Raw genomic sequence first — 14,470 nt, 5'->3', positions numbered from 1 at the left:
AGCTATCTCCGTTTCTTTGGCGGCAACGCATCATTAACCCATTGATAGCAATGCTGAATCAGTTCTTTGTTCTGTTCAGTATTTTGCTTTTGGTATAAAGCCTGTTGCCACAAGTTTTCATTAGGTACAAAAAGAGGGTCAGAAATTTGAGAATCTAAAAAGGTGTACCACTCTTTCCCGGTTAAATGCGCTATTTCCATTCGAGGGTAATAACACAAAGCCGCTTGACGAAGCAGCTCAATCGCAGATGAAGGTGTTAAATGGCTAAATTGTGAATTAAGCAAACGCAGCGCGGTTTTTTTCGGTGCAAGACGCTTACGACGCCAACGAATCGCTAGCACGATCAGCAGCAGGCAAAGTAGCACTCCAGCCGCACTTGCCCACCAGCCCCAAGCCAATGGAAACCAAGATGGTAATTCTGGCAGTTGCATGGCGCTTAAATCTAAAGGTGTAGCGGTTGATGATTCCTTCATTCTTTATATCCGGATAGTTGTTGCAGCAAAGGTTTCTCACTTGAGAGTGAGGTATAAGAAATTGCCATAGATTGACTCAATGATTTTAGTTTTTCTTTTTGAGATTCAAAGGCTTTTTTTAACCCTAAGCGTGTACTATTTGTCGAAAAGTTGAGCCAGCTCGTCTGTTGGTTATCGGTTACCCGCTCCAAACCACGAAATTGGGTCTCTCCTTGCTCTAACGGATCATAAATGTGCACCATTCGCACACGGTTGTGACGATGCAATTGGTTGACTAATGGGGTTAGCGATTCATCAAAATGGACAAAGTCACTGATCAAAATAACTTCGCTGCCTTTAGGGCATAAACGATTCAATGCCAGCAAACCGTTGTGCATTGAGTGAGCATCTCGCTTGATTGAGGTGAGGTTACTGAGCTGCTGGTTTTGTATCGTGACTAATTGCTGAATCAACTGCAACGGACCTTTTTGACGGCTGGTCGGTTTCAGTTCAACTAACGCATTTCCGGTATCGATCACGGCACCTACCCGGTCATTTTTCGCCACACTTAGCCAACTGAGTAAGCTAGCCATGTGCGCGGCTTGCACCGATTTCAACATTAATTGAGAGCCAAATTGCATCGATGCGCTGAGGTCAACATACAAAATGACGGGTTTTTCCCGCTCTTCACTGAATAACTTAGTATGAGGCTTCCCAGTACGTGCAGTGACTCGCCAATCGATCGAGCGGATATCGTCACCCGCCTGATATTGGCGCACTTCGGCAAAGTCCATGCCTCTCCCGAGTTGTTGACTTTGATGCTGACCAAGTAATTGAGCCCACAAGCTTTTCGCTGGTGGTAACCAACGTATCGCTTGCTGCTTGTATGGAAGCAGTTCCTCGAGCGATAAACTGACGCCATTACTATATTCTGGCAGGGCGCTGTCTTTGAGCTGAGAACGATGTTTTGTCTGTGAATTAGGCATACAAAACCTTAATGCTAGGCACTACCAACTAACGAAAGTAAATGGGAGATCACTTGGTTTGGATGGACTCCTTCTGCTTGCGCTTGGTAGGTCAGTAACAAGCGGTGACGCAATACAGGAAAGACCATCGCCTGAACATCTTCAGGGCTTACAAAATCACGACCGTTCAGCCAAGCGTGGGCACGAGCGCAGCGATCAAGAGCAATAGTGGCTCGTGGACTTACTCCTAACTCTATCCACTGTGCCAGTTTCGCGTCATAGCTTTCTGGTTGGCGAGTGGCCATCACCAAGCGTACGATATATTGTTCAATCGGTTCAGCCATATGAATATTTAGTACTTCCTGACGCGCCGCAAAAATATCGCTTTGTGTCAATTTAGGTGGTGCGGTTTGTTCAACGCCCTGAGCCTCACCACGGTTTAAGCGTAGAATGGCGAGTTCATTCTCAGCATCTGGATAGTCAACATTTAAATGCAGTAAGAAGCGGTCAAGCTGCGCTTCTGGCAGAGGGTAGGTGCCCTCTTGTTCAATCGGGTTTTGTGTCGCCATCACTAAAAAAAGTTCAGGCAGAGGGTAGGTTTTTCTACCGGCGGTAATTTGCTTCTCTGCCATGGCTTCTAGCATTGCCGCTTGTACTTTAGCTGGCGCGCGGTTGATTTCATCGGCTAAGACGAGAGAGTTAAAAATTGGCCCAGCTTGAAAGATAAACTCGCCTGTTTCAGGGCGGAAGATATCCGTGCCCGTGAGATCTGCAGGCAGTAAATCTGGTGTGAATTGGATACGATGAAAGTCGCCTTCTATGCAGTCTGCTAAGGATTTTACCGCTCGTGTTTTTGCTAAACCAGGAGGCCCTTCGACCAGAATGTGCCCATCGGCAAGAAGTGCGACGAGCAACTGTTTTACTAACGATTGCTGACCAATAACTTGTTGGTTTAAATGCTGTTGTAAAGACTGAAAAGCAAGCGACTGCATAAGGTTTGGTTCTCCCAATTTTTGAACAGTTAGTGAATTATCTTCTAAAAAAGTTCCGTTAAAAGTGTGAAGTACGGACTGTTCGGTTAATTGTTGAGCGATTACTTAGTCTAAGCTCAGCAATCATGCCATATTCGTCTATCATTATGGGGGCCAATTATCCATTTCTAAAGGTAATGCTTGCGCATAAGTTTTTATCAATAAAAATATCAAGAAAATTCCTACGCGGGCGATAAGTAACAGTTATTCCCAATTAGCCATTAATTAAGGGCAGAAATGATGTTCCAATTGAATTCAATGAGTATTAAAAAGAAGGTGGTGATAGGCATTACCTTTGCTGTACTAGCTTCAACCATTATTGTCGGGGTTATGGCGCAGCGCCAAGCCCGTGAAGTGTTAGAGCACCGCTTAATCGACATCGAACTACCTACGATGCTTGAACAAATTAGTAGTCAGATTGATCGAGAGGTTTCGCAGCTACTCTTTTCTGCAGAACAACTCGCCAATAATGAATTTATTAAACAAGCGGTTCAGCAAACAGAACTTGACGCTGCGACAGAAGCGATGCTGGTTAAGCAGCTTAACAATGTGCGTAATCAGTACTCATTGAATGATGCTTCAGTGGCAAACCGTGAAACCGCTTATTATTGGAACCAGAATGGGTTTCTGCGTCAGCTTACTCAACAGCAAGATGGTTGGTTCTTCGGTTTTACTCAGTCAGGGCAAAGCACCATGGTGAGTATGTTCCAAGAAGCCTCTGGTGAGGTAAAAATGTTCGCCAACTACCAAAATGTGAGCGGCGATACCATGTCTGGTTTGTCTAAATCAATGGACGACATGGTTAACTTACTCAATGGTTTTAAAATCGAGGATTCGGGGTTTGTCTTTTTGACTGACTCAAAAGGTGCTGTGCAAATCCATCAGCGCAAGGATAAAGCCAGATCGTCGTTGACTCAGCTCTATGGTTCACAAGCCAGTCAATTATTGAACAGAGGCAGCTTTAACCTCATTACGGCAACTTATGAAGGCCAAGAAGTGTTTGTGGCTAGCGCTTATGTTAAATCAATGGATTGGTTTGTTATTGGTTCGGTACCTGTTGCTGAAGTGTTTGCCGACCTGACAGCTGTGGCGCAAAAAATGCTGATCACAACACTGATTGTTGCAGCTATTTTCATCTTTATGGGTATCTTCTTAGCCAACAGTATTGCCAACCCAATCAAGCAGATTGCTCAACGTTTTACCGATTTAGGTAAAGGTGACGGTGATTTATCTCAACGTATTGAAGTGAAAGGTAACGATGAGATAGCTCAGCTTTCTACTGGCTTTAATGGTTTTATTGAGAAAATCCACCAATCGATGAAAGAAGTAGCGTCAACAAGTCATGCTCTTCAATCGGCAGCGGAAAGTGTCTCTGAAAAATCAAACCGAACTCACAACAACAGCCAAGAGCAACGCGATCAAACGATTCAAGTTGTTGCCGCGATCAACCAAATGGGCGCGACCATTAGTGAAATTGCTTCTAACGCAGCGACGGCTGCTGAAACGGCGAATCAAGCTTCTGGTAATACCGATGAAGGGCGTGCCGTTGTCAATAAAGCCAAAGATGCGATCAGTCGCTTGGCGGCAGATATTGAAAATACTGGTAAGGTCGTTGAGCAACTAGCGTCAACCACGCAAGATATCGGATCAATTTTGGATGTTATCCGTGATATCTCAGATCAAACGAACTTGCTAGCATTGAACGCGGCAATCGAAGCGGCACGTGCGGGTGAACAAGGGCGCGGTTTTGCTGTGGTTGCTGATGAAGTTCGTAACTTAGCAAGCCGTACTGCTTCCTCAACGGAAGAGATCCAGAAGATGATTAACCAGTTACAAAATGATGCAAAAGATGCGGTAACGGCGATGGCATCAGGTAAGGTAGTGACGCAAGAAGGTGTATCCGCCTCTGATGAAGCGGTGAATGTATTGGTTAACATATCTGATCGTATCCATGATATTTCGGATCGTAACACACAAGTTGCAACCGCAACTGAAGAGCAATCAACCGTGGTTCATACCATCAACCAAAATATTGAAGAGATCAACTCTATCAATGAGGTGACGACCAGTACTGCAGAAGAACTTGCAGAAGCGAGCCAAGAACTGCGTGACCTTTCTGGTCGTCTAGACAAAATGGTTGGTAGCTTTAAGCTCTAGAATCATAAAGGGGAAATCGGTACACTTCCCCTTATTGCGTTAATTTTAGGTAAGTACAATGAGCGATTTTGAAAAAGAGCTAGAGCAACTATCTCAGCAAGTAACTGATGAACCAGAAGTTAAGCTACCATCGTTGGAAGAACAAAAAGCGATAGTGGCAGAATTGAAGCAGTTGGAAGCGGATGGCAAATTAACCCCTGAAGTACTTGAAAAGCACTTTGGACAGTTCTTTGCTGATACCGATACACCGGTTCATTAACAAACCATTATTATCCCTTTCCTATTTGCAGCCGTAGCGGTGTTAGATACGCTTGTTTACCTGCAACTTTAACGCGTTTGGGTATAGAAAGGGCACAACATAGCGTTTGTGCCCTTTTTGATAGCTAGAGTTAATGTGTTGTCGGCATCTGCTGTGCGATGTCTTGCAGTACTTTTTGAAGCCTCTCTGCTGTTTACGCTCCTGAAATTAAATGACGCTGTTCTATTATCAAAGCAGGAACCGCTAGAATCCCCGCTTCTAACCATCTTCTCATCTTTCGGTATTACTCATCTTGGTTGATGATAACCTTGCCAGTATTTCGTTAGGCGCAATTTCATCTTGCTCTACGCCTTCTACCTCATACAAAATTTATTCAATTAAGGCTGATGGCGTGGTGTCTAGGTTGCCTATAATTCAACAAGTGTTTAGTGCGCGATATTGATGCGTGCTCAAGGAAGCAAGTGAAGCATTGAGAGGTTCGGCCTCTTTCAACTTGTAAATCGTTCATGACGAATAGGAACATTAGAAGTATGACAAATGTTCAATCAACAGATGTTATTTTGCATGCGTTTGACTGGCCATATCGCCTAGTGGCAGAGCGTGCAGAGCAGATTTTTAAACTAGGCTATAAAACGGTATTAGTTTCTCCTGCCATGAAGTCGTTGAAAAACGATCAAGGTACTCAGTGGTGGCAGCGTTATCAGCCACAAGATTATCGTGTCATTGATAACCAACTGGGAGATACCGATGACTTTAAAGCGATGCTTGCAGCTCTAGCCGAGCATGGATTACGAGCCTATGTCGATGTAGTGTTTAATCACATGGCAAATGAATCGAAGCTGCGATTAGATCTACAGTATCCAAGTAACCAAGAGTTAACGCTTTACCAACAGAAGCACGAGTATTATCAAAAAATACGTCTATTTGGTGACTTGCAAGAGCCGTTATTTGACGAAGATGATTTTGTTGAAGCTTTCGGCATTAAAGATTGGAAAGACCGTTGGCAAGTTCAGCATGGGCGCATTACTGGCGGAGCGCACGACCCTGGTTTACCGACTCTGCGAGACAATGATCATGTGGTGTCTCAGCAGCAAGCTTATTTAAGAGCCTTAAAAGAGTTGGGTGTAAAAGGTTTTAGGATCGATGCGGCAAAACATATGTCCATTGAACATCTGAAAAAAGTGTGGGTTGATGACATTACGCAAGATATGCATATTTTTGGTGAAATCATTACCGATGGCGGCGCAACAAAAGAAGAATACCAGATCTTCTTAGAGCCTTATTTAAAGGAAACTACGCTGGGTGCTTATGATTTTCCGCTGTTTCAAACGGTGTTTGATGCGCTGCAAAAGAAAGGTAGCCTGAAGTGGCTCATTGACCCATATTGTTTTGGACAAGCACTGTCTAACAGCCGCGCGATTACGTTTGCCATCACTCATGATATACCGAACAACGACGTGTTTTTAGACTCGGTGATGGATGAAGCCTCAGAAGATCTCGCTTATAGCTACGTTCTTGGGCGAGATGGTGGCGTGCCTTTGATTTATACTGATTTAAACACCAGTGGTATCCTCAACAAGCAAGGTCTGCCACGTTGGCAAGATGCGTGGTGTACACCCTTGATGGCCGCGAGAATTGCATTTCACAATAAAATGCATGGGCTACCGATGAAAACGCTAGAAGCGAATGATGATCTTCTGGTGTTCAGTCGGGGCGATCAAGGCTTAGTGGTATTGAATAAGTCACTGCGTAATCAAACCGTCGAAATTAAGTGGGATAGTTCGATGATAGATCTTCTATCGCAGCAGGTGTTTGTTCCAAAAGAGAAAAACATTAAGATTGAAATGGTTGGCCGCTCAAGTTGTATGCTGTGGGCTAAATAGCGATTTATCTTTCTCATCAAACAATGGCGCAGATTTTGCGCCATTATCTAATAAACTCATTTAGTGCTAAGCGATGAGTTTCAATATGAACAATTACACCGTAAATTTATTCAAAATGGCATCCTGCTCGCGAATATTCTCGGTTTGAGACTGCATCGCGATGTTAGCGCTGTCAGCTGCATCTGCGACTTGAACAGAAAGATCTTTAATTTTTACCGTATTATTGTTTATCTCCTCGGCAACTAGACTCTGCTCTTCAGCGGCAGAAGCGATTTGAATATTCATATCGCTGATTTGCTGGATTGCATTTCGAATCTGCAGTAGCGCTTCGTTAGCTTCTTGTGCACTATTTACCGCCTCGCCAGCCGTATTCTTACTGTGATTCATAGCACTTGCAACGGAGGTGGCACTTGATTGCAGTTTTTCAATCATATTACGAATTTCGGTGGTTGATTGTTGAGTTCGCTGGGCAAGCGTTCGAACCTCATCCGCTACCACAGCAAAGCCGCGACCTGAATCTCCAGCACGAGCTGCCTCAATAGCCGCATTCAATGCCAATAAGTTGGTTTGATCCGCAATGTCGTTGATCACTTTTAAAATCGTTTCAATGTTTGATGTTGCACCTTCCAAAGCACTCACTTCGGTTACTGCCTCATCAATACGAGCGGATAGATTATCAATAGCTTGAGTTGTTTGAGCTACAACATTGGTACCTATTTGCGTTGCATCATCGGCATCTTTGGCTGCTGATGCTGCACCTTGGGCATTATTAGCAACATCACCGGATGTGGTTGCCATTTCATGCATGGCAGTAGCAAGTTGCTCTAACTCATGCAGTTGATCACGCATCGCTTCAGCTGATTCTTGTAAGCCAATCGAGGTTATTTCAGAGCCTCTTAGAATTTCTGAACCAATGGCTTTTGACTGTATCAGTCGCTGTTGCAGAGTTTCAGTAAAGGTATTAAATCCGACCGCTAAAACAGAGAATTCTTGGTCAGTATCAGTTGCAAGGCGTTGAGTTAAATCTCCGTTACCTGAAGCCACATTTTGTATTGCCTCATTGAGCGCATCGAGCGGACGCATCAATATGCGAATCAGTACTAAGAGTAACGCAATGCTGAGCACTAGCGCTATCAAGGTATAGATAATTGAACTGTTACGGAGTTTAGTTAATGAGGCATAAGCTATCTCCTCATCAAGAACCACACCTACATACCAATTTTCACCAGGTACTTTAGAAAAATCGACAGTGTAAGTTTTATCATTGATTACAGCTTGCTGAGGTTTTTCTACCAAAGGTGTCCCACCTAAGTAATCTTTCATTGGTTTACCATTGAACTCTTTTTTAGGGTGAGCAATGGTGGTTCCATCTCCAGATACAATAAACACATAACCAGCATCAAACAGTTTGACGGTATTCACCAGTTCAGCCAGACCTGCCAAGCTCACATCGTAAAAGATGGCACCAATAAATTTGCCATTGTCTTTTACCGGGGTAGCAATAGAGACCAAAATTTCATTCGTCGCAGAGTCGGCATAAGGGGCGGTAATGATGAGTTTATCTGCATTTTTGGCATCGATGTACCAGGGCCTAATACGTGGGTTCCAACTGGAGCCGGGGTTCCACGATGGGTCATTACTGATGTAGGAGCCATCTTTTTCAAAGCCGATACCAGCAAGCAGGAAGGTGTTTTTAACCACAGGCCGAGTAATTACGTTTGAGATACTGTTAGGTGATAAATCCACTTCAAGCATACTGGTTGAATAGGCGGCAATAGCTTTACGGCTATTAATCTCAGCTCCTGCAGTATTACGAACCCCATCAACGATTTCCGTTACACTTGCTTCTACTTGGGATTTTATTTCTTCCTGAACGGTTAAATATTGCTGTGTAGTAAGCAAAGTCACGGTGGCGAGTAATAGTAATGAGGACGCAGCAACAATCTTGTGGCTGAATTTCATAGTCAGTCCCTTCTATCTAATGAACTAGTAATAAAAATATTATTAGTAAATGTATAGTTAGGGATTAGACATTCAGCCAGTAAAAGCGCGAACTTTAGTTGGTAAATTTATCCTTTTTCGCCTAGTACTAAAGAAAAAAGCTGATGATATTGTTGCATATCATCATTAAATAGTTCGCTAATGATCTGTGATATTTTAGTACCAGATAGCTTGCGTTTTTGAGCCTCGCGTACCCTTAACACCATTTGGCATTCTGCCGATAAGTGGCTCTCTTTGTGTGGTTGCCATGTCGAAATATCATGACTTAAACGATTCAGTTCAATTTTTGGTTTAAGTTGGGCAATTTCCAGTTTAAGCACTTGCAGTAGGTGAGTGTAAATCTCGTCATTTTGCTTGCACTGGTTTAGCTTGTCGATGGCAGCTAAACTTAGCTCCGAAAGCGTTACGTAGCCGGCTTGATGTGGAAACGTTACGCAAAGACGTGCCGAGAAATCTACTCTTTGGATTTGTGTGTTTGGAAAAAAAGTCAGTGAGCACAAACAGTCTAAAGGTATCCAAAATGCTTGTCCTGCTTCAATCGAATACTCGTGTTTACCCAATTTACACAAGGCCAAGCCACTTGTGACTCGAACTAAGCTGTGTTTGATGACTTTTTTACGAGGAGTAACGACTAAGTTTACTTGCAGTAACGTTTCAAAATGAATCGCGTAGTTCATGTTTGTTCTCACCAATTTCGGGGCGCTAAGAGTACCTTGTCTCACAGAAAATGCCAAATAGACGAACTAATTTGCACTAAGTCTGGTCTGACCTTCACGAATCTGTTACGACTGTAGCTGCGAGCTGCGCCAACTACGCGTAGAATAAGCCAGTTTTTTATTTGATGTATAAAAATATGACCACCACAACTGATCCTTATGTAGACATCCGTCCATACAATGACGATGAAATTCCGGCGGCGATTGACCGCTTGATTAATGATGAAGAATTTATTGCAGCGATTTTGCAACATCGATTTGATAAGCGTTCTGCTTGGCTAAAATCAATGCTTAGTCCGTTTGTGAAAGTGTATCTAAAATTTAAATGGTCAAAGTTAAAGTCAGTTGAAGCCATTCAGTTGGAAGTTAAGAAATACTTAACTAAGACATTAGCATCGACTACTCAAGGGGTTACCTTTAGTGGCTTGGACAAACTGGATAAGCAGACGGCTTATTTATTTGTCTCTAATCATCGCGATATCGCGATGGACCCAGCGTTGGTTAACTATGGTCTTAATACCTCTGGCCACAAAACGGTGCGGATTGCTATTGGTGACAATCTATTGAAAAAACCCTGCACGACAGAATTAATGAGGTTAAATAAAAGCTTCATTGTAAAACGTTCTGCGAAAGGGCCTCGTGAAATGATGAAGGCATTAGGGACACTATCGGCCTACATTAAGCATTCCTTGGATACTGGTAATTCGATATGGATAGCTCAAAAAGAAGGTCGAGCTAAAGATGGCAATGATTTCACTGATCCCGCCATTTTGAAAATGTTTCATGTTGAAGGACGTAAGCAGAAAATTGATTTTGCCAGCTACATTCAGTCTCTGAGGATCGTGCCGGTTGCGATTTCCTATGAGAATGATCCTTGTGATATTGCAAAAGCGTGTGAATTGTACGAAAAAGCCTCTAGCGGTCGCTATGAAAAAGGTGAGTTTGAAGATATTGAAAGCATCGTTCAAGGGATCGTTGGAGAGAAAGGTCGTGTTCATGTCGCGTTTGGTGAGGTTATAGATCAAGCGTTTGAGACGCCAGATGCACTCGCGCAAGAGATTGATCGCCAAATACACGCAAACTATGAGCTATTTCCAATCAATAAATTAGCAGCGGGTATGGAAAGTAGTGATATCACCCCTGATGTCCGAGCACATTTAGAGCGTAAGTTGACTCAGATACCAGAAGGGGCTCAACGTTATCTGCTCGATAGCTATGCAAATCCAGCAAAAAATCAGTTATAACGGGGTCAACACGCCCTAATAGAAAAGAGGAGTGAGGCGCTTCTCTTTTACTTTCCTACTTGAAGTTGCAGCGGTGTTGGCTACGTTCGCTCACCCCAATCACATGGTTTATCTATGCTCATGGGGATTAACTCACTTGCCGCCTACCTGCAACTTCAAGTGGTTTGGGTATAGTTTGTTTCTTGTTGCTGCGATCTGCGTATGTTTTTACTAGCGTGCTACAGCACCACCTAGTGTTAAAGTAGTTGGCCACTTACTGATAACATTGCCCCCTAAGTAGATATTCCCATTGACGGTCATGGTGTCTGGGAATTCTGTTATTTTAGACCCACCAATAAACAAACTGCCTTCAACTGTTAACCCTTCCGGTAGAGTGGTTAATGGGGTGCGAATGACACTGAGATCACCTTTTACTTTGAAATTAGCGGGTAATTTCTCGAGTTGAGTATCGGTGAAATTGATGTAGCCACCAACCTTTATCCCTCCTGGCCACGATTTGATTTGGCTACCGAGTAAATTGGCGTAACCACGGATGGTGGTTCCCTTAGGTACGTTTTTTAACAAGCTATTTGATGCATCTAAACTACCTTGTACGTTTAGCGCCTTAGGTAATGACAGAATAGAAGTTTTCGCTATGTTTAAATTGCCTTTGAGCGTGAGATCATCAGGTAGGGAGGTATAAGGTTTATTACGTAAATCCAAATTACCGTAGTTATCGAGGTGGTTGAGGATTTTGTATTGATCCAAGGATTGTGACCAACTAAAACTGGAAAAAATGAGGGTGAATAATAAAAATAAAAGCCGGATTCCGTTCATAGCATTCACTTATCCAAAACACTTGCTAACAGTATCGGCCGATTGCTACTTTGCTTCAATATCTGTTTAGTGCAAATAGAAAAAAAGCGAGCTGATAGTTGCTCGCTTTTGGTCATTATTATCAAGGCGTAATTAGCGAGCCAAAGATCGTGACTTTAATTCGAAAATGAGTTTTTCTGCACTGACTTCAAATTTAAAACGCGCGTGCAGTTCAGTTGAATTTTCCTCGATAGGAGATGCTTCATATTCAACGTTGCTTGATACTTGTTGGGCTAATGCTAAGTATTTTTCAAACTCGGCCTCAAGCTGAATCTTGTTAGGAGCCATAACCATGACCTCTGCAACTTCATCACCTTCTTTGATAATAAAACCAATTTCGCCAGCGCAGCCGCATGCTTCACAGACTTGGATATCTACGTCGTTTTCGATACTCATTTCGAATCCTCATATTTAGTGTGTGGTTATTCTAGCGAGCAAATGGTCGACTAGCTACAAAAAAGCAGAACATATCTACATTAAAACAGTACGTCATGTTGATGGTTTGAAACTATATTGAAAGATAATGTAACCATAGAGTGTGATGGCAGTCAAAGAATCACTAGTTTTCGTGTCATTATTTTGTCAGAACAGTGTTGAGTTCGTTGCGAATTGGCAGTGATTGTTAGATTATGCGATTGATGTAATTATTACTATTATAAATTGCGCCTAATTCATTCGTTTACTGGTTGATATTACGGAGTAGGTTAACTTTATTAGCGATTGCTAAAGGAAAGTAACACCAAACTAGCAGATATGACTTAGCAAAATGCTCTGGATAGGCGTTGCTATTTTTTTTGTGCGATTTTTAGACAGGGAAAACGCACTGCAATGATGAGACGTTTAATAACACTATCATCACAATTGATGGATTAATAAATAGAAGAGCTTAAACCATGCCAAAGCGTAGTAAAGAAGATACTGAAATCACCATCCAAAAAATAATGGATGCTGTTGTTGATCAGCTATTGAGATTGGGTTATGACAAAATGTCATACACCACTTTGAGTCAACAAACGGGTGTATCTCGTACAGGGATTAGCCATCACTTTCCAAAGAAAACGGATTTTACGGCCGCGTTAGATGGTCGAATTTTCAAACTTTTCGTTGAATATTTAGATTTTGAAAATGATCTTGCTCAATTTTCAAAGAGTTGGATCACAGCATTAAATAATGCGCAGTTTTTAGCTATTTTGCGATTGCTTTTTCATCACATTGTCACGAGCGAATGTGCTGATGAATTCGCTGCAAATGGTATTGACCGCTTATACAAAACGACGGCAGCACAATTTGGTAACGAAAGTGCAAGAGAGCTTGAATGGCTGGTGGGTAAATCATTGATCAAAATGAGTCAATAATTTGTCATTCAGATTCGAAAAATAAAGCCAACCATCCGGTTGGCTTTATTGTTTACGCTACCAATTTGATGGATAGCCAAATCGATTAATGGCTTAATCGTATATAGTCGGGATCGGTTGGCGTTTATGCTGAGTCATCTTATAGATAGCGACTAGACGCTCCACGACATGCTGCGCTACCTGCTTACCTTCAAGAAAATCATCAATTTGGTCATAAGTTAGGTTTAAAGCATCTTCATCGGCTTTCTGAGGTGCAAGCTCTTCTAGATCCGCTGTGGGTGTCTTTTGTACTAATAATTGCGGAGCACCCAATTGAGCTGCTACGGCGCGTACTTGGCGTTTACTTAGGCCAAATAAAGGAGCAAGGTCACATGCGCCATCGCCAAATTTGGTGTAAAAACCTGTGATGTTTTCGGCTGAGTGGTCGGTACCGAGAACCAAGGCTCCAACAAAACCAGCAATTTCATACTGTGCAACCATACGTGCACGTGCTTTGACATTTCCTTTCACGAAATCAACTTTAGCCGCATCGGTTGGAACTAAACTGGTCCCTTGCAGTGCCTCAAGAGAAGCTGTATGTAAGCCATCAACTCCCGCTTTAATGTTAACGGAAACAGAATGCGTCGGTTGAATGAAAGAAAGGGCAATTTGTGCTTCCTCTTCATCTTTCTGTTCGCCATAAGGCAAACGTACGGCAATAAATTGGTAGTCATTAACATTGTGTTCTTGGTTTAGCTGTGTAACCGCAAGTTGAGCTAAACGACCACATGTGGTTGAGTCGACACCGCCACTAATACCGAGCACGAGCGATTTGCAGCCAGATTCAACAAGTTTACGTTTAATAAAGTCGACTCGGCGTTCTACTTCATACGCTGGGTCAATGGATGGGAGAACGCGCATCTCATCACGGATCATTTTTTCCATTAGAGTTCCTTTTCCTGCAAGCAAAATAAATCTTTCGTGTATCATACCTAAATCACGAAATTAGAAAACCGAGAAAGTAGTTTTCAACGTTGAATAAGGATTGCTATGACAAAAATCGCTGTCTTTGGAAGTGCTTTTAACCCGCCGAGCTTAGGTCATAAAAGTGTGATTGATTCTTTAAGCCATTTTGACTTGGTGCTTCTGGTGCCGAGCATTTCACACGCTTGGGGTAAATCAATGCTAGATTATGAGACCCGCTGTGAACTTATTGATGCTTTTATTAGTGATTTAGCATTAAGTAATGTAAAAAGATCGACAGTTGAAGAGCATTTACAGCAACCTGGTGAAAGTGTGACGACTTATGCGGTTTTGTCATTACTGCAAAAACAATTTCCTGACGCTGACATTACTTTTGTTATTGGCCCTGATAATCTGTTTAATTTTGACAAATTTTATAAGGCTCGGGAAATTTTACAGCGTTGGTCGGTGATGGCGTGCCCTGAAAAAGTGGCAATAAGAAGTACGGATATTCGACATTGTCTGTCAGAGAATTCTGATATTAGTGGTTTGACAACCAAGTCTGTGGAAATGATCTTGCAACAAAGGCGCCTATACTAGAAAATCCACA

Annotated in this window: 14 protein-coding genes and 1 pseudogene; 6 read left to right on the top strand and 9 right to left on the bottom strand. The window is 42.5% G+C overall.

What is annotated here, in order from left to right; translation table 11 throughout:
- Positions 1 to 2: 2 nt before the first annotated feature.
- From HGG78_RS07885 to HGG78_RS07875, 3 genes are read right to left on the bottom strand one after another with little or no spacing between them, the layout of a single operon-like run.
- Positions 3 to 473, bottom strand: a complete 471-nt coding sequence (locus HGG78_RS07885) for a DUF4381 domain-containing protein (protein WP_172532544.1) — start codon at positions 471 to 473, stop codon at positions 3 to 5.
- Positions 470 to 1,438 (bottom strand): DUF58 domain-containing protein, encoded by a 969-nt coding sequence (locus HGG78_RS07880; protein ID WP_172532543.1) that lies wholly within the window; start codon positions 1,436 to 1,438, stop codon positions 470 to 472. The genes HGG78_RS07885 and HGG78_RS07880 overlap by 4 nt, the downstream gene beginning before the upstream one ends.
- 14 nt (positions 1,439 to 1,452) lie before the next feature.
- Positions 1,453 to 2,409, bottom strand: a complete 957-nt coding sequence (locus HGG78_RS07875; protein ID WP_172532542.1) for an AAA family ATPase — start codon at positions 2,407 to 2,409, stop codon at positions 1,453 to 1,455.
- A gap of 279 nt (positions 2,410 to 2,688) precedes the next feature.
- Here HGG78_RS07875 and HGG78_RS07870 point away from each other — a divergent pair, with 279 nt between their 5' ends.
- Together HGG78_RS07870 and HGG78_RS07865 are read left to right on the top strand one after the other, a co-directional pair.
- Positions 2,689 to 4,605: a methyl-accepting chemotaxis protein gene (locus tag HGG78_RS07870; protein WP_172532570.1), complete on the top strand. Its 1,917-nt coding sequence runs from the start codon at positions 2,689 to 2,691 to the stop codon at positions 4,603 to 4,605.
- Between the two features lie 58 nt (positions 4,606 to 4,663).
- Positions 4,664 to 4,864: a restriction endonuclease subunit S domain-containing protein gene (locus HGG78_RS07865; RefSeq protein WP_172532541.1), complete on the top strand. Its 201-nt coding sequence runs from the start codon at positions 4,664 to 4,666 to the stop codon at positions 4,862 to 4,864.
- 193 nt (positions 4,865 to 5,057) lie between these two features.
- On the opposite strand, the pseudogene HGG78_RS18915 reads toward HGG78_RS07865, so the two are convergent.
- A pseudogene (locus HGG78_RS18915) lies at positions 5,058 to 5,135 on the bottom strand (disulfide bond formation protein DsbA); the annotation flags it as partial.
- 259 nt (positions 5,136 to 5,394) lie between these two features.
- Between HGG78_RS18915 and HGG78_RS07860 the strand changes: the two are divergent.
- On the top strand, positions 5,395 to 6,747 hold the full coding sequence (locus HGG78_RS07860) for an alpha-amylase family protein (RefSeq protein WP_168524259.1): 1,353 nt from the start codon (positions 5,395 to 5,397) through the stop codon (positions 6,745 to 6,747).
- Between the two features lie 93 nt (positions 6,748 to 6,840).
- On the opposite strand, the gene HGG78_RS07855 is transcribed toward HGG78_RS07860, so the two are convergent.
- The gene (locus tag HGG78_RS07855) at positions 6,841 to 8,709 is read right to left on the bottom strand and encodes a methyl-accepting chemotaxis protein (protein ID WP_172532540.1); all 1,869 of its coding nucleotides are present in this window, start codon (positions 8,707 to 8,709) and stop codon (positions 6,841 to 6,843) included.
- Between the two features lie 107 nt (positions 8,710 to 8,816).
- Complete coding sequence (locus tag HGG78_RS07850; protein ID WP_053311074.1) at positions 8,817 to 9,425, bottom strand: hypothetical protein; 609 nt, start codon at positions 9,423 to 9,425, stop codon at positions 8,817 to 8,819.
- Positions 9,426 to 9,601: 176 nt separating this feature from the next.
- On the opposite strand from HGG78_RS07850, the gene HGG78_RS07845 reads away from it, so the two are divergent.
- Positions 9,602 to 10,708 (top strand): 1-acyl-sn-glycerol-3-phosphate acyltransferase, encoded by a 1,107-nt coding sequence (locus tag HGG78_RS07845; RefSeq protein WP_172532539.1) that lies wholly within the window; start codon positions 9,602 to 9,604, stop codon positions 10,706 to 10,708.
- Positions 10,709 to 10,918: 210 nt separating this feature from the next.
- Here the strand turns inward: HGG78_RS07845 and HGG78_RS07840 are convergent, their stop codons facing one another.
- Positions 10,919 to 11,524, bottom strand: a complete 606-nt coding sequence (locus HGG78_RS07840) for a hypothetical protein (protein WP_168524255.1) — start codon at positions 11,522 to 11,524, stop codon at positions 10,919 to 10,921.
- Between the two features lie 132 nt (positions 11,525 to 11,656).
- Positions 11,657 to 11,959 (bottom strand): YfcZ/YiiS family protein, encoded by a 303-nt coding sequence (locus tag HGG78_RS07835; RefSeq protein WP_053311071.1) that lies wholly within the window; start codon positions 11,957 to 11,959, stop codon positions 11,657 to 11,659.
- Between the two features lie 497 nt (positions 11,960 to 12,456).
- On the opposite strand from HGG78_RS07835, the gene HGG78_RS07830 reads away from it, so the two are divergent.
- The gene (locus HGG78_RS07830; protein ID WP_053311070.1) at positions 12,457 to 12,918 is read left to right on the top strand and encodes a TetR/AcrR family transcriptional regulator; all 462 of its coding nucleotides are present in this window, start codon (positions 12,457 to 12,459) and stop codon (positions 12,916 to 12,918) included.
- A 93-nt stretch (positions 12,919 to 13,011) separates the two neighbouring features.
- On the opposite strand, the gene nadE is transcribed toward HGG78_RS07830, so the two are convergent.
- Positions 13,012 to 13,842, bottom strand: coding sequence for an ammonia-dependent NAD(+) synthetase (nadE, locus tag HGG78_RS07825; protein WP_168524254.1), 831 nt, complete (start codon positions 13,840 to 13,842; stop codon positions 13,012 to 13,014).
- A gap of 105 nt (positions 13,843 to 13,947) precedes the next feature.
- Here nadE and HGG78_RS07820 point away from each other — a divergent pair, with 105 nt between their 5' ends.
- Complete coding sequence (locus tag HGG78_RS07820; RefSeq protein ID WP_172532538.1) at positions 13,948 to 14,460, top strand: nicotinate-nicotinamide nucleotide adenylyltransferase; 513 nt, start codon at positions 13,948 to 13,950, stop codon at positions 14,458 to 14,460.
- Positions 14,461 to 14,470 lie beyond the last annotated feature (10 nt).

The organism is Vibrio aestuarianus (assembly GCF_012395185.1).
GTDB classification, from domain to species: Bacteria; Pseudomonadota; Gammaproteobacteria; order Enterobacterales; family Vibrionaceae; genus Vibrio; species Vibrio aestuarianus.
The sequence above is the reverse complement of the archived record's forward strand: the minus strand, read 5'-3'. Positions and strand labels throughout refer to the sequence as shown.